Below are 13296 nucleotides of genomic sequence, written 5' to 3'. Positions count from 1 at the left end.
GCTTGATCGTATTTCCCGCAATCGATTTGAAAGCCGGGCAAGTCGTCAGGCTGGCCGAAGGCGATATGAACCGCGCGACGGTGTACGGCGATGATCCTGCGGCGCAGGCGCTGCTGTTTGCCGAAGCGGGCGCGGAACATCTGCATGTGGTCGATCTGGACGGATCATTTGCCGGTAGCGCGCAAAACCGCGAGGCTGTCGAAGCCATCGTCGCGGCATTTCCGGGCCATGTCCAGCTGGGCGGCGGCATCCGCACCCGCGCCGATGTCGAAGGGTGGTTCGATGCTGGCGTATCGCGCATCGTGATCGGCACCGCGGCATTGAAGGACCCCCGGTTCGTCAAGGATGTCGCGCGCGAGTTCGAAGGCGGGATTGTCGTCGCGGTCGATGCGCGCGACGGGATGGTTGCAACCGACGGCTGGGCCGAAGTGTCCGACGTGCGGATCGAGGATATGGCGCGCCGGTTCGAAGATGCGGGGGTTGCCAGCCTGCTGTTCACCGATATCGGCCGCGACGGTATGCTAAAGGGCTGCAATATCGATGCGACGGTTGAACTGGCGCGGCAGACCAGCCTGCCGGTGATCGCCAGCGGCGGAGTGAAAGGTCTGGATGATATCCACCTGCTGTCCGTTCATGCGGTGGAAGGGATCGAGGGCGTGATTACTGGGCGGGCGCTGTACGACGGACGGCTGGATTTAGCGGCGGCGTTGGCAATGGCCGCGCGGGCGGTGGATACGCGAACGTGAGGGCGTTTTTCCTGATTGTGCCTTGCTTGTGGGCGGCGGTCGGCTGGCGCCATGTCGGTTTCGCCCAAGGGCTGTCTATCGGCCTCTTGTCGTTTATTTTTGCCAGCGCAGCCTATCTGTTTGCCCATCGCTTCGCCTTGCCGGCGAAACAATACATTGCAGCATTTTCAGGCTTCATCGGCCCGCTGCTGTTCGCGCTGGTCCAAAGCTCGGTCAGCAAGCCGGATTGCGAACGCGAGGAATGCACGACCATTACGGTCAGTGTACCGCCGGGCGCACAATGACCGTTCGCATCCGCGTCATCCCGTGTCTCGACGTTGCCGATGGCCGCGTGGTGAAGGGCGTCAATTTCGTCGATCTGGTCGATGCGGGCGATCCGGTGGAACAGGCGCGTGCCTATGATGCAGCCGGCGCCGACGAGCTGTGTTTTCTCGACATTTCCGCCACGCATGAAGGGCGCGGGACGTTGCTTGATATCGTCAGCCGGACAGCGGCGGTCTGTTTCATGCCGTTGACAGTGGGCGGCGGTGTGCGTTCGGCGGACGATGCGCGCGCGCTGCTGCTCGCGGGGGCAGACAAGGTCGCGGTGAATTCCGCCGCAGTCGCACGCCCCGAACTGGTGGCCGAAATCGCGGCGAGGTTCGGCAGCCAGTGCGTTGTCGCCTCAATCGATGCGCGCAAGGTCGGCGATCACTGGGAAATCTTTACCCATGGCGGCCGCAAGCCCACCGGCATCGATGCTGCCGAATATGCCGAAAAAGTTGCCCGGTTGGGGGCGGGCGAATTGCTTGTCACGTCGATGGACGGGGACGGCACGCAGGCGGGTTACGACCTGCAATTGACCCGCACCATTGCTGACCGGGTTTCGATACCTGTCGTCGCAAGCGGGGGGGTGGGAACGCTCGACCATTTGGTGGCGGGTGTAAAACAGGGCCATGCCAGCGCCGTGCTGGCCGCCTCCATCTTCCATTTCGGGACCTATTCCATCGCGCAGGCGCATGAGGCATTGCGCGCTGCCGGGCTGCCTGCGCGCGGTTGACCGGCAGTATCAAAACGGGACAGCCCGGGTTAACGCGATATCGCACTGCAGCATTCGGGTGCAGCGGTTTTCGCGATGACAATCGGGGCAACATTATCGGCGGTTCTGACCCGCGTTCCGGAATTTGCCGCTGTGCAGATTCCCGAGCCAAGCAATCTTGCGCTGTTCGCGATTGGCGTTGCCGGGGTGCTGGCCGGCCGCAAACTTGCCAGGAAACCGGGCGAAGCTGACAAGTTGAAATAGCGGGATTGACCCCGCATCAGCGCCATACCATGACGATGGGTATGGATATTTTCACCAAACTGGAAACCACGATCCGATCCCGCCGCGAGGCCGGGGCGGACGACAGCTATGTCGCGCGGCTCAATGCGGGCGGCCTACCCCTTATCGCGCGCAAGTTGGGCGAAGAAGCAACCGAAGCCGTTGTTGCGGCTTTGTCCGGATCAGACGCGGAACTGACCGGCGAGGCTGCCGATGTGCTGTTTCATCTGCTCGTCCTGCTCGATAACAGGGGGATTGGCCTGGCCGATGTGATGCACGAGCTGGAACGCCGCGAGGGGACGTCGGGGATCACCGAAAAGCAATCGAGGAGTAACTGATGCCAATCGATCCGGCGAAGCCTTATGATGACCAGAACCTGTTTGCGAAAATTCTGCGCGGGGAAATACCCTCCACCAGGATTTACGAGGATGACTGGGCCTATGCCTTTCCGGACATCAACCCGCAGGCAAAACTGCATGTGCTGGTGATCCCGAAAGGCAGATATGTCAGCTGGGACGATTTTTCAGCTACCGCCTCTGCCGAAGAAATCGCCGGGTTCATCCGCGCGGTGGGCACTGTTGCGCGGCAACATGATCTGGTTGAACCGGGTTACCGATTGCTGGCCAATATCGGCGCACATGGCGGGCAGGAAGTGCCGCATCTGCATGTCCACCTGTTCGGCGGGCAGCATCTTGGACCGATGATCGCGCGGTAATCGCAGAATAAGGGCGGTTCGCCGCGCGCACCGGCAAATGGCCGCTTGCCCTGCGACTCGCGCACAACTAACCACTCGCGCTCGATGGATACACCGCTTCAACCGCATTCGGGCCGGCTGGCCGGGCCGCTGCACACCTTTGCTGTGCGCGCCTATTACGAGGATACCGATCTGTCGGGCGTGGTCTATCATGCAAATTATCTGCGCTGGTTCGAACGCGCGCGGTCCGATCTTCTGCGCTTGCTGGATATCGACCAGCGTCGCGCGGTGGAACAGGGCGCAGGTGCCTATGCGGTGGCCGATCTGCAAATCCGCTATTTACGTCCGGCCAAGCTGGATGATGCTGTGCTGATCGAAACGCGCTGCACCGCACTGGGTGCGGCAAGCTGCAAAATGTACCAGCGCGCATTGCGCGATGGCGAATTATTGTCCGATGCCCATCTGCGCGTCGGCTTCGTGGCCCCTGACGGGCGCCCGCGCCGCCAGCCAGCCGCCTGGCGCGACGCCTTTGAAACAGTTCTCTCGCAAGAAAGCTCGTGATGACCAATTTACTAATGATGGCAGCGGCAGCGGATGCCCCGACCCGGCTCAATCCGCTTCAGCTGTTTCTCGATGCCGACATTGTGGTGCAGGCGGTGATGGCCGGACTGTTGCTGGCCAGCGTCTGGGTGTGGATGATTATCGTATCCTTCAGCCTGCGGATTGGCGGCGTGAAGCGCGCAAATGGCAAGTTCGAAGGCACATTCTGGAAATCCGACAATCTCGACGTTCTCATGAAAGACGCGGGCGCAAAAGATACCGCCTCGGGCCGCGTTGCCGCTGCGGGGATTGCCGAATGGCGCCGATCGACCAAGGTCACAACAATCGACCGCGACGGAACGCGCCAGCGGCTGGCATCCGCGATGGAAAGTCAGGTTGCAACCGAAGCGGACGATCTGGCGGAACGGCTGAACTTTCTGGCCACGGTTGGCTCGGTTGCCCCGTTTATCGGGCTTTTCGGCACGGTGTGGGGCATCATGAACAGTTTCTTCCAGATCGGGGTGCAGCAAAACAGTTCGCTCGCGGTGGTCGCACCGGGGATTTCGGAAGCGCTGTTTGCCACCGCAATCGGCCTGTTTGCCGCGATACCCGCCGTGATTGCCTACAATCGGTTCAGCCATTCGGTAAACGCGCTGGAATCGCGGATGCAACGTTTTGCCGACCGGTTCCATGCCAGCCTTAGCCGCGAGCTGGAGGCCGATTGATGGCGATGGGGCTGGCCGGTTCGGGCAGACGCGCGGCGCGCCGTTCACGCCGCGCTCCGATGGCGGAAATCAACGTGACACCGTTTGTCGATGTCATGCTGGTGCTGCTGATCATTTTCATGGTTACCGCGCCGCTGCTGGCCGCGGGTGTACCGGTCGAATTGCCGGACAGCCGCGCCAATGCGCTGGACCAGACGCTGGACCAGATCACGATCGCCATCGACCGCGAGGGGTATATCTATATCGGCGATGATGCCGTCCCTGTCGGCGGACTGCCCCAGCGGCTTGAATCGCTCCAGACCGGTAGCGGACAGCAGCCTGTCATCACACTCAGGGCCGACCGCGCGCTCGATTACGGGCGGGTTATGGCGGTGATGGGAGAGCTGAACCGGTCGGGTTTCAATTCGATTTCGCTGGTCACCAACGGTTCAGTCAATGTCCCATAGCTCGGGTTGATCATGGCAAGTGTCACCCTCCAGCGCGACGAGCGCATCGGCCTTGGCATTGCGGTCGTGCTGCATGGTGCGCTGATCGCGGTCATGCTGGTGCAGCCTGCCAAGCGCGATGCTGCCGAGGTACCCGAACGGATGACCGTCAGCCTTGCTACCGAAGTCGGTCTGGAAGCGACCGCACCTGTTCCGGTGGCGCAAAGCCGTGCCGCGGTCGCGCCTGTGCTGGCGGATGATCCGGCGCCTGTTACCGAACCCGAACCGCAGCAAGCTCCAGCTCCGAAGCAAGTAACGCCCCCGAAACAAGTGGCGCCGCCGAAACAAGTGACGGCCCCGCCGCAGCGATCGGTTGCTGTGGATCGGCCGGTGCCAAGACCGGCACCGCGCCAGACTGCGGCACCCAGGCGTGAAGCCGCAGCTCCGCGCCGGACAACTGCGCCATCGCCGCGTCAGGCAGCTGCGCCAAAACAGGCCGGCGGCAGCCGCATCGGGGCCGATTTTCTTCCCGGTGCGGGAAGCAGCAGCACAAGCACCGAAACACGCGCGCCCGCGGCGAAATTCGGCGTGACCGAGCAGGCCGCGCTGCGTCAGGCGCTTGCCCGGCAGCTGCGGCCTCATTGGCGTTCCCCGCAGGGTGTCGATGTCGATCAACTGGTGACTTTGCTGAGCTGGGACCTCAATCCCGATGGCAGCTTGAACGGGCGCCCGCGGGTTGCTTCGCAATCGGGTATCAACGCTTCGAACAAGGCGCAGGCGGCTGTCCATGCCGAAAATGCCATCAAAGCGGTGCAGCTGGCCGCGCCGTTCAATCTGCCCGACCAATATTATGATGAATGGAAACGTATCCGTAACTGGCGTTTCGACAGGAGGTCTTGAGCCGTGAAATATGTGATTGCCCTGGTTGCCTGCCTATTGGCCGCGCCGCTCTCCGCGCAGGATCTCGGTGCGCCGCCGCCCGTCGGCGGCGAGGTTGAAACTATCGAGGAGGAGGGCGGTCTTTCGGGTAGCGTCACCGATGAAAGCGACTGGCAGGACCTGTCCATCGCGATCCCGGGGTTTGCCACTGACCGCAACCAGCCGACTGCGGCCAGCAGCGGCGGTTCGCTGGCGCTGGGCAAGGAACTGGCCCGCGTCATCACGGCCGATCTGCAAAACAACGGGTTGTTCCGTCCCACCGGACCTGACGCCTTGCCGCAGCCGGGCTTTTCGCAAATCACCGCACCGGCCTTTCCGGTGTGGTCGGGCCGCAGCGCCGAAATGCTGGTGCACGGCTATGTCAAGGTCGGCGGGGATGGGCGGCTGACTGTGGGCTGTTATCTTTATGACGTGGCGCTGCAGGATGAACTGGCGCGCGCCGGATGGGTTGTACCGCCATCCGACTGGCGCCGTGCCGCACACAAATGCGCTGATTTGGTCTATTCGCGGCTTACCGGCGAAAGCCCGTTCTTCGACAGCCGTATTGCCTATATTGCCGAAACCGGGCCCAAGGACAAGCGGACCAAACGGCTTGCCATTATGGACAGTGACGGGGCCAACCACCGATTTATCACCACCGGCCGTTCTACCGCGCTTACCCCGCGTTATTCGCCCGATTACCGCCAGCTTCTCTATCTCAGCTATGTTGACGGCAATCCGCGGATCTACGTCTATGATATCGGCAGCGGACAGCAGCGGGTTATCACCCAGGGCACCAATCCGACCTTCGCCCCGCGCTGGTCGCCTGACGGAAAATCGATCCTTTATTCGATGGCAGTGGGCGGCAATACCGACATTTACCGCGTATCGGCGCAAGGCGGCGCCAGCACGCGGCTGACCAATACGCCGGGCATCGATATCGGCGGATCCTTTTCGCCCGATGGCCGCAAAATCGTGTTTGAAAGCGATCGTTCCGGCAGTCAGCAAGTCTATGTCATGAACGCCGACGGTTCGGGCCAGAAGCGCCTGACATTCTTTGGCGGACGCGCGGCGACTCCCGAATGGAGCCCGCGCGGCGACCAGATCGCCTTTACGCATATCACCGGCGATTTCCGCGTTGCAGTGATGAGCCCCGAAGGCAGCGGCCGGCGGTATCTGACCGATAGCTGGCAGGATGAAGCCCCGACATGGTCGCCAAACGGACGAATCGTGCAATTCTTCCGGACAGAACGAAATACAGGACGGACATCCTTGTGGCAGGTTGATCTGACGGGCGACAACGAGCGCCGCCTGCCAACTCCGGTTGATGCATCTGATCCTGCATGGGGGCCGGTTCTGCCGTAGGGGCATTTTGTAAAATGAATTCGGCCAAGGGGGCCGGGATTTTCAGGAGACGATTATGAAACGTATCGTTGTTATTTCGGCACTGTCTGCAGCTTCGCTGGCGCTGGGTGCGTGTTCCAAGAAAGCGCCGGCCGAACTGCCGCCGCCGCCGGTTGATAATACCGCGGACGCCGCGCAGACCACTTCGACAAATCCGCTCGGCCCGGTGCCGGGAACGCAGGCCCATTTCAGGCAGGCAGTCAACGGTCAGAACGTGATCTATTTCGACACTGACCAGTATAATGTGGACAGCGTTGACGCGGCGGCGCTGCAGACACAGGCGCAATATCTGCTGCAATATGCCAATGTAAATGCAACGATCGAAGGCCATACTGACGAGCGCGGCACACGCGATTACAACCTCGCGCTGGGTGAACGCCGGGCAAATTCAGCCAAGAATTATCTGGTGGGTCTGGGTGTTCCGGCAGCGCGGCTGCGGACAGTCAGCTACGGCAAGGAAAGCCCGGTGGCGACGGGATCCGATCCCGCCGCATGGGCGCAAAACCGACGTGCCGCGACAATTGTGATCGAGTGACTTAGTCCAGCGTAATGAAATGGGGGGCGCTGGCCATGGCCGGCGCCCCATCCGCCCGCAAATTTTGATCAGCGGGCGATGAAGCCGGCGCAAGAACGAGTGCAGCGGCCATCAGAAATGTTGAAATAACAGCTGAAACAGTCAGTTGTTTGCTCATTACACGCTCCATCGCAGATCATCAGGTTACAAACCCTTCGTTTTGTGCAATGCAGCATCAAAGGTTAAGTTCCCGTTGCGAAGAAAAACCTTTCCTCCGCTGGAAACCCAACGCGCACTGTTCTAAAGGGTGCGCAACACAAGGAATATCACGGTAATGGTTGGCGCACGGCGTTCGGATAATTGGGGCTTCCCGCGTTGGCGCAGCTATGATGCTGGCCGAGAGGCTGCGACCGTGCGCCTGTGCGACCGCCATAATTGCGAAGAAAAAGGCGATTGTCCCGCGCCGAAATCTCCCAGCAGCCCGGAACGCTGGCATTTTTGCCAGAAGCACGCGGCCGAATATAACAAGGGCTGGGATTACTTCGAAGGGCTGGACAAGGAAGAAGCCGCCGCGCGCCAGAAAACCGAACAATCCGAAAATGCGGGTTACAGCGAGGCGGCGCATTACGGCTGGATGGGATCGGGCGATGGCAGCCGCAGCGATGATGAAATGCGCGCGCTGGAATTGCTGGGGCTGGATTCCGATGCCGAGTTCGACGCGGTGAAGAAATCATTCCGCACCAGAGCCAAGGCCGTTCATCCCGATGTCAAACCCGGCGATGTCGATGCTGCGCTCGAATTCCAGAAAATCCAGCTCGCCTATGAAATATTGAAACAGTCGGAAGAGCGGCGCGTCTGGAAGGGTTAGCGCCCGGTCTGCCTCACCGGGCGGGCACCTTAAAGAACCGCAGCGCCGATTGGCGTCAGACCTTGTCCAGCGCTTGCCGGAAATCGGCGATCAGATCGTCTGCATCCTCGATCCCGATCGATATCCGCACAAGATTGTCCGTAATGCCCAGCGCTGCCTTGCGTTCGTCAGGCACGGAAATATGCGTCATAGCGGCAGGATGGCTGGCAAGCGTTTCTGTACCGCCAAGGCTGACAGCCAGTTTGGCAATCCGCAGCGCATCCAGAAAACGGAAGCTTTCCTTCTCGCCGCCTTTGATGAAGACCGAAAAAGTGCTGCCCGCGCCCTTGCAGTGACGGTCATAGATATCCTGCTGGCGCGCATCGCCGATCATGCCGAGATAACCCAGCCCTTCGACCTTGGGATGCGCTTTCAGGAACGCGCACACCTTGGCTGCATTTTCGCCCGCGCGGGTCATCCGCAGTTCGACTGTTTCAAGCGAGCGCAGCAGCATCCATGCCGTATTGGGATCGCAGATTCCGCCCATGGTGTTGCGTAATGCGCGGACGGGATCCATCAGGCTTTTGGGGCCGGCAATGCTGCCCGCGACCAGATCGGAATGACCGCCGACATATTTGGTGAGCGAATAAACCACCACATCTGCCCCGTGATCCAGCGGTCGCTGCCACAGCGGACCCAGAAATGTGTTGTCGATAGCGATGGGCGCGCCGTCCGCGCCCAGCACTGCATCGCGGGCCTCCTTCACGGCTTCGATATCGACCAGCGCATTGGTCGGGTTGGCCGGGCTTTCGAGATAGACCAGCGCGACCTTGCCGCCGTTTTCGGCCGCCTGCGCTTTGGCTTTTTCAAGTACCGCGTCCAGTTCTTCGCGAGTCGCGCCAGCGTGGAAATCGACATAGGTCACGCCGTATTTCGACATGATCCTGGATACGAAACCCTCTGTCGCCGCATACAGCGGGCCGGAATGGACGATCACGTCGCCCGCACTGCAATAGGCGAGCATCATGATCGTGATTGCGGTCATCCCGCTGGAGAAGACGAGCGCATCCTCCGCCCCGTCCCAGATCGCGAGACGGTCTTCCAGAATCTCCTGATTGGGACCGTTGAAGCGCGAATAGACAAGACCTTCGACATCGCCTTTGCGTTTTCCGGTCAACCCTTCGAAATGGTGTTTTCCCGCCTGCGCGTTTTCAAACGCAAATGTGCTGGTCAGAAAAATCGGAGCCTTGAGCGATCCCTCGGACAGAACCGGGTCATAACCATAGCCCATCATCAGGGTTGACGGTTTCAGCTCGCGGCCACCGATGGTGGTGACAGCCTGTTTGGGCTTGCGGCGGGGCGTTGGCGTGTCAACTTCATCGGGCATGGGAATGGCTTCCTAATCAAATGCTCCCAGGAAGGCAGGAGCTTTCGGGGCATGGCAGCCAGGGTTCCTAACCTCCGCAGGAACGCGTCTCTGCCGGACGCCTTGATAGTCAGCGCTGATTATCGTTACGTCTGCAACAATTCAACAAGCGGTCACCGATTTATCCAGCGATAGCCGCAACACCCCAGACCATCGCCACGATCAGGAATATCCCCGCAATATCGAGGATCAGGCCGGCCCCGACCATCCGCGGCAGAGCGATCCGGCCGGTTGACCACGCAATGGCGTTGGGACCCGTGCCCGCGGGCAACATGAAGCCCCAGCTGGCGGCAAGTGCGGCGGGCATGGCGAGCAGAACCGGATCGACCCCCATTGCCACCGTCAGGCTGGCGACCACGGGTATGATCGCGCTGGCTGTGGCGACATTGCTGGCGAACTCGGTGATAAGGACAACCATCGCCACCAGCGCCAGGGCGACGATAATCAGCGGCACTGCGGATAGTGGAAGCAAAGCGTTACCCAGCCATTCGGCAAGCCCCGAGGCGCCCATTCCGGCCGCCAGCGCCAGTCCGCCGCCAAACATCATGATCACGCCCCACGGTGCGCGGTCGGCTTCGTTCCATGTCAGCATCGGCCGCCCCGTTCCGTCGGGCAGCAGGAACAGCGCGATACCCGCCGCAATGGCAATGGTGCCATCGGTGAGCGAGCCTGCGGGCAGATATGCTTTCAGCAACGGCGCAGTCATCCACAGCAGGAAAGTGATCGCGATCAGCGGGATCAGCCGGCGTTCGGGCGCGGTCAAGGCGGTGTGCGTATCAATCGCTGCTCTGGCTGCCTCCACATCGAAGGGATGCGCGGCAACTTTTTGCACACGGGCGATGATAAAGGCGGCAACCGGAACGCCGACTATGACAATCGGCAGGCCGAATGCCGTCCATTGTGCAAAACTGATCCTGAGGCCGATCATGCTGTCCAGCAGTGCCACGGCGATACCATTGGTGGGGGAACCCACGATTGTACCCAGGCCGCCAATCGATGCGGCAAACGCGATGCCCATCGGCAATGCCCCTGCGAGCCCGTCCTTCGACAGCCCCGTTTGCCCAGCCGCTTTGCCAGTTGAGGACGGATCGCCAAGCCCACCGCCAGCCAGCACCGCCAGCGCCATCGGCATCATGATGAGCGCTGTGGAGGTGTTGGAAATCAGCATCGAAAGCAGCGCCGCCGCAATCATGAAGGCGAGAAGCAGCCGCGACGGCCCGCCGCCGCTTCCGACCGATTTGAGGATTGCCAGCGATAGCCGCCGGTGCAGTCCGGTCCGTTCGATAGCCAGTGCGATAAACGCACCGCCCAGGATAAGAAACAGGATGGGTTCATAATAGGCGCTGGCGGTCGCTTTGGCATCAAGTACCCCGGCAAAGGGCAACACCAGAAACGGCATCAGCGCAGTCGCCGTGAGCGGGATAGCTTCGGTCATCCACCACGACGCCATCAGCACCACCAGCCCTGCGACAATCCACGCCTCGCGCGCCATACCCGCAGGAGCGGACAAGAAAATGGTCGCCATCAGCGCAAAGGCGCCGATGATGAGGCCGATACGTTGCGCTGTCATAATGCTCCCGGCGGTTATCATGCCGGTCATGGCGTGATTAAGGCCAGCAAGCAACCGGCCGGCATGAATATTCCGCCCGCCATTTGTTCAGAGGAAGGACAGGCTGATTTATGCAGGAAATGACCATGAAAAAATTTCTTTCGATTGCTGCCTGTTCGGCTTTGCTTTTTGCCGCGCCGATTGCTGCCGTGCCTCGCGATGCGAACGGCCCGTCAGCGTCTGAATGGTCAATTGGTCCGATAATTCGCGGCCGCAACTATTCACTCGGCATGCCCCAGACAATGCAAGAGCGCGATGACAATCCGACGTTTGTATTTCCGGGGCCGCGTGTCCAGAACGGCCACGTACACTATGTCACTACGCCGGTGCGTTCTTTGAATGGCGCGCGCGGGATGACGCTGCGATACCGGGTCGAAGCCGATCGGGGCGTCCGGTTCATTCCGCAGGAGCAACCACAGGAGCAGGCAACGCTATCGCTATATTTCCAGCGTGGCGGTGATCGCTGGACAGTCAAAACGCCGCATCACCGGTGGTACTCTCCCCATAACAGGTTGATGCCGCTCACACCGGGCGTGCACAGGTTGAATATCTCGTTTGACGAGCCGTGGATTGCTATGACGGGCGGTAATAATCGCGAGCTACCCGGCCAATTTGCTGCTGCATTGAGAGATGCCGACAATGTGGGTTTTGTGTTCGGGTCATCGTCTGCCCGGGGCCACGGCGTTTATGCCACCGGCGGGGCCCGGTTTACGGTATTGGATTTTGAAATTTACTGATCCGCGGCAGTTACGAAAAAGGGCGCACCTTGCAGTGCGCCCTCCCGGCTATTGTCTGGCTATTGCCAGCCTATTTAGGCGATAGCACCATCAGCATCTGGCGGCCTTCCAGGCGCGGGAATGCTTCGATCTTGGCAACTTCGGCGGTATCGTCCTGAACCCGTTTCAGCAGGTTCATGCCAAGTTCCTGATGCGCCATTTCGCGCCCGCGGAAACGAAGCGTAATTTTTACCTTGTCGCCGTTATCGATGAATTTGAAGACATTGCGCATTTTCACATCGTAGTCATGGACATCGATGTTGGGGCGCATTTTGACTTCCTTGATGTCCTGCGTTTTCTGCGTCTTGCGCGCGGCATTCGCTTTTTTCTGCGCTTCGAAGCGATATTTGCCGACGTCGAGGAACTTGCAAACCGGCGGATCCGCGCCGGGCGACACTTCGACCAGGTCGAGGCCGTGTTCGGCCGCCTGTTCGATCGCTTCGCGCGTGAACATCACACCGATATTTTCGCCTTCATGGTCGATTACACGGACCTTGTCGACGTTGATCATTTCGTTGAATCGTGGCCCGCTTTTAACGGGGGGCGCCATACTGCGCCGAGGTGGACGAGCTATAGTAAATGTCTCCTGTTTAATGACTTCGCAGCTTACTTAGTGACTAATGCCCGTTCACGCAAAGGTCTTGCGAAGGAAATTCTCTAGGCCGCCTTGCGCCACAGCGGGATTTGCACAAGCTGGCCGCCAGCGGGCATCACCGCATCAATCCGGCTGGCAGGCTGCAAGGCCTTCAAAATCGCCGGATCGGCCGCATCCATGCCGCCGGTCAGCGCGCCAAATGCGGGTAATATCATACGGCTAGACGTTTCGGGGCCAGCCTCGTTCGTGCTGATTACAGCACACGGCCTGCGGATATGCCGGCCGCGCAATGCCACCACATAGCGCGGATGATAATGGCCTGAAAGTTCCGGCAAGGTTTCGCCGGGCTGCGCTCTGTGACGCAGAATCATCCCGCCGATGGGCAATTCATCCACCACCGTGCCGCCCGATTGCGCTTCCATCCGCGAATCGTGATTGCCCGTGATCCATACCCAGTCCACCGCCCGCGTAAGCGCGTCGAGCATACCGGCGGCATGGGGTTCCAGCCTCTGCGTGCCCGCACTGTCGTGGAAGTTGTCGCCCAGCGTTATGACCCGCTTGGCGCCCGTTTCGCGGATCGCTGCGGCAACCCGCTCCAACGTTTCGCGGCTGTCGTATGGCGGCAACATTTGCCCCGACTTTGCATACCAGCTGGCTTTTTCAAGATGCAGATCGGCGACCAGCAACGCCTGCTCGCGCGGCCAGTACACTGCGCGCCCGGTGGTGAGGACCAATTCCTGATGTGCGAACGAAAGGGGAACCATCGGCTTCACTTGC

Annotated in this window: 19 protein-coding genes; 14 read left to right on the top strand and 5 right to left on the bottom strand. The window is 60.6% G+C overall.

Annotated features, from left to right (window positions below):
- Positions 1-2: 2 nt before the first annotated feature.
- The 12 genes from hisA to pal all read left to right on the top strand — a co-directional run bounded on the left by hisA (position 3) and on the right by pal (position 7287).
- Positions 3-746, top strand: a complete 744-nt coding sequence (hisA, locus tag WFP06_RS10795) for a 1-(5-phosphoribosyl)-5-[(5-phosphoribosylamino)methylideneamino]imidazole-4-carboxamide isomerase (protein ID WP_336987171.1) — start codon at positions 3-5, stop codon at positions 744-746.
- Positions 743-1030, top strand: coding sequence for a hypothetical protein (locus WFP06_RS10790; RefSeq protein WP_336987170.1), 288 nt, complete (start codon positions 743-745; stop codon positions 1028-1030). The genes hisA and WFP06_RS10790 overlap by 4 nt, the downstream gene beginning before the upstream one ends.
- Positions 1027-1785, top strand: coding sequence for an imidazole glycerol phosphate synthase subunit HisF (hisF, locus tag WFP06_RS10785; RefSeq protein WP_336987169.1), 759 nt, complete (start codon positions 1027-1029; stop codon positions 1783-1785). The genes WFP06_RS10790 and hisF overlap by 4 nt, the downstream gene beginning before the upstream one ends.
- A gap of 75 nt (positions 1786-1860) precedes the next feature.
- Positions 1861-2028, top strand: a complete 168-nt coding sequence (locus WFP06_RS10780; RefSeq protein ID WP_336987168.1) for a PEP-CTERM sorting domain-containing protein — start codon at positions 1861-1863, stop codon at positions 2026-2028.
- A gap of 29 nt (positions 2029-2057) precedes the next feature.
- Positions 2058-2384 (top strand): phosphoribosyl-ATP diphosphatase, encoded by a 327-nt coding sequence (locus tag WFP06_RS10775; protein WP_419716225.1) that lies wholly within the window; start codon positions 2058-2060, stop codon positions 2382-2384.
- Entirely contained in the window at positions 2384-2761 is a 378-nt protein-coding gene (locus tag WFP06_RS10770; protein WP_336987167.1) for an HIT domain-containing protein, read from the top strand. Before WFP06_RS10775 ends, WFP06_RS10770 begins: the two co-directional genes overlap by 1 nt.
- 84 nt (positions 2762-2845) lie before the next feature.
- On the top strand, positions 2846-3301 hold the full coding sequence (locus WFP06_RS10765; protein ID WP_336987166.1) for a YbgC/FadM family acyl-CoA thioesterase: 456 nt from the start codon (positions 2846-2848) through the stop codon (positions 3299-3301).
- Entirely contained in the window at positions 3301-4005 is a 705-nt protein-coding gene (gene tolQ, locus WFP06_RS10760; RefSeq protein ID WP_336987165.1) for a protein TolQ, read from the top strand. Before WFP06_RS10765 ends, tolQ begins: the two co-directional genes overlap by 1 nt.
- A complete protein-coding gene (locus WFP06_RS10755) occupies positions 4005-4451 on the top strand; it encodes an ExbD/TolR family protein (RefSeq protein ID WP_336987164.1) in 447 nt (148 codons plus the stop codon). Before tolQ ends, WFP06_RS10755 begins: the two co-directional genes overlap by 1 nt.
- A gap of 12 nt (positions 4452-4463) precedes the next feature.
- On the top strand, positions 4464-5330 hold the full coding sequence (locus WFP06_RS10750; protein WP_336987163.1) for an energy transducer TonB: 867 nt from the start codon (positions 4464-4466) through the stop codon (positions 5328-5330).
- A 12-nt stretch (positions 5331-5342) separates the two neighbouring features.
- Positions 5343-6713, top strand: a complete 1371-nt coding sequence (gene tolB / locus WFP06_RS10745) for a Tol-Pal system beta propeller repeat protein TolB (protein WP_419716247.1) — start codon at positions 5343-5345, stop codon at positions 6711-6713.
- 55 nt (positions 6714-6768) lie between these two features.
- Positions 6769-7287 (top strand): peptidoglycan-associated lipoprotein Pal, encoded by a 519-nt coding sequence (pal, locus tag WFP06_RS10740; protein ID WP_336987161.1) that lies wholly within the window; start codon positions 6769-6771, stop codon positions 7285-7287.
- 1 nt (position 7288) lies between these two features.
- Here pal and WFP06_RS10735 read toward each other — a convergent pair whose 3' ends face one another.
- Positions 7289-7444, bottom strand: a complete 156-nt coding sequence (locus WFP06_RS10735) for a hypothetical protein (RefSeq protein WP_336987160.1) — start codon at positions 7442-7444, stop codon at positions 7289-7291.
- A 156-nt stretch (positions 7445-7600) separates the two neighbouring features.
- On the opposite strand from WFP06_RS10735, the gene WFP06_RS10730 reads away from it, so the two are divergent.
- Positions 7601-8134: a J domain-containing protein gene (locus WFP06_RS10730; protein WP_336987159.1), complete on the top strand. Its 534-nt coding sequence runs from the start codon at positions 7601-7603 to the stop codon at positions 8132-8134.
- Positions 8135-8189: 55 nt separating this feature from the next.
- On the opposite strand, the gene WFP06_RS10725 is transcribed toward WFP06_RS10730, so the two are convergent.
- The gene (locus tag WFP06_RS10725) at positions 8190-9500 is read right to left on the bottom strand and encodes a cystathionine gamma-synthase family protein (protein WP_336987158.1); all 1311 of its coding nucleotides are present in this window, start codon (positions 9498-9500) and stop codon (positions 8190-8192) included.
- A 160-nt stretch (positions 9501-9660) separates the two neighbouring features.
- Positions 9661-11109, bottom strand: coding sequence for an SLC13 family permease (locus WFP06_RS10720; RefSeq protein WP_336987157.1), 1449 nt, complete (start codon positions 11107-11109; stop codon positions 9661-9663).
- Positions 11110-11234: 125 nt separating this feature from the next.
- On the opposite strand from WFP06_RS10720, the gene WFP06_RS10715 reads away from it, so the two are divergent.
- A complete protein-coding gene (locus WFP06_RS10715; RefSeq protein WP_336987156.1) occupies positions 11235-11885 on the top strand; it encodes a hypothetical protein in 651 nt (216 codons plus the stop codon).
- Between the two features lie 70 nt (positions 11886-11955).
- Here WFP06_RS10715 and infC read toward each other — a convergent pair whose 3' ends face one another.
- Both infC and pdeM read right to left on the bottom strand, forming a co-directional pair.
- Positions 11956-12474 carry a translation initiation factor IF-3 gene (gene infC, locus WFP06_RS10710; RefSeq protein WP_336987155.1) on the bottom strand — a complete coding sequence of 173 codons (519 nt, stop codon included), beginning with the start codon at positions 12472-12474 and terminating at the stop codon, positions 11956-11958.
- 107 nt (positions 12475-12581) lie between these two features.
- Positions 12582-13283, bottom strand: coding sequence for a ligase-associated DNA damage response endonuclease PdeM (pdeM, locus tag WFP06_RS10705; RefSeq protein WP_336987154.1), 702 nt, complete (start codon positions 13281-13283; stop codon positions 12582-12584).
- Positions 13284-13296 lie beyond the last annotated feature (13 nt).

Source organism: Altererythrobacter aquiaggeris (genome assembly GCF_037154015.1).
GTDB classification, from domain to species: domain Bacteria; phylum Pseudomonadota; class Alphaproteobacteria; order Sphingomonadales; family Sphingomonadaceae; genus Aestuarierythrobacter; species Aestuarierythrobacter aquiaggeris.
This window is presented reverse-complemented; position numbering and strand designations above follow the sequence as displayed.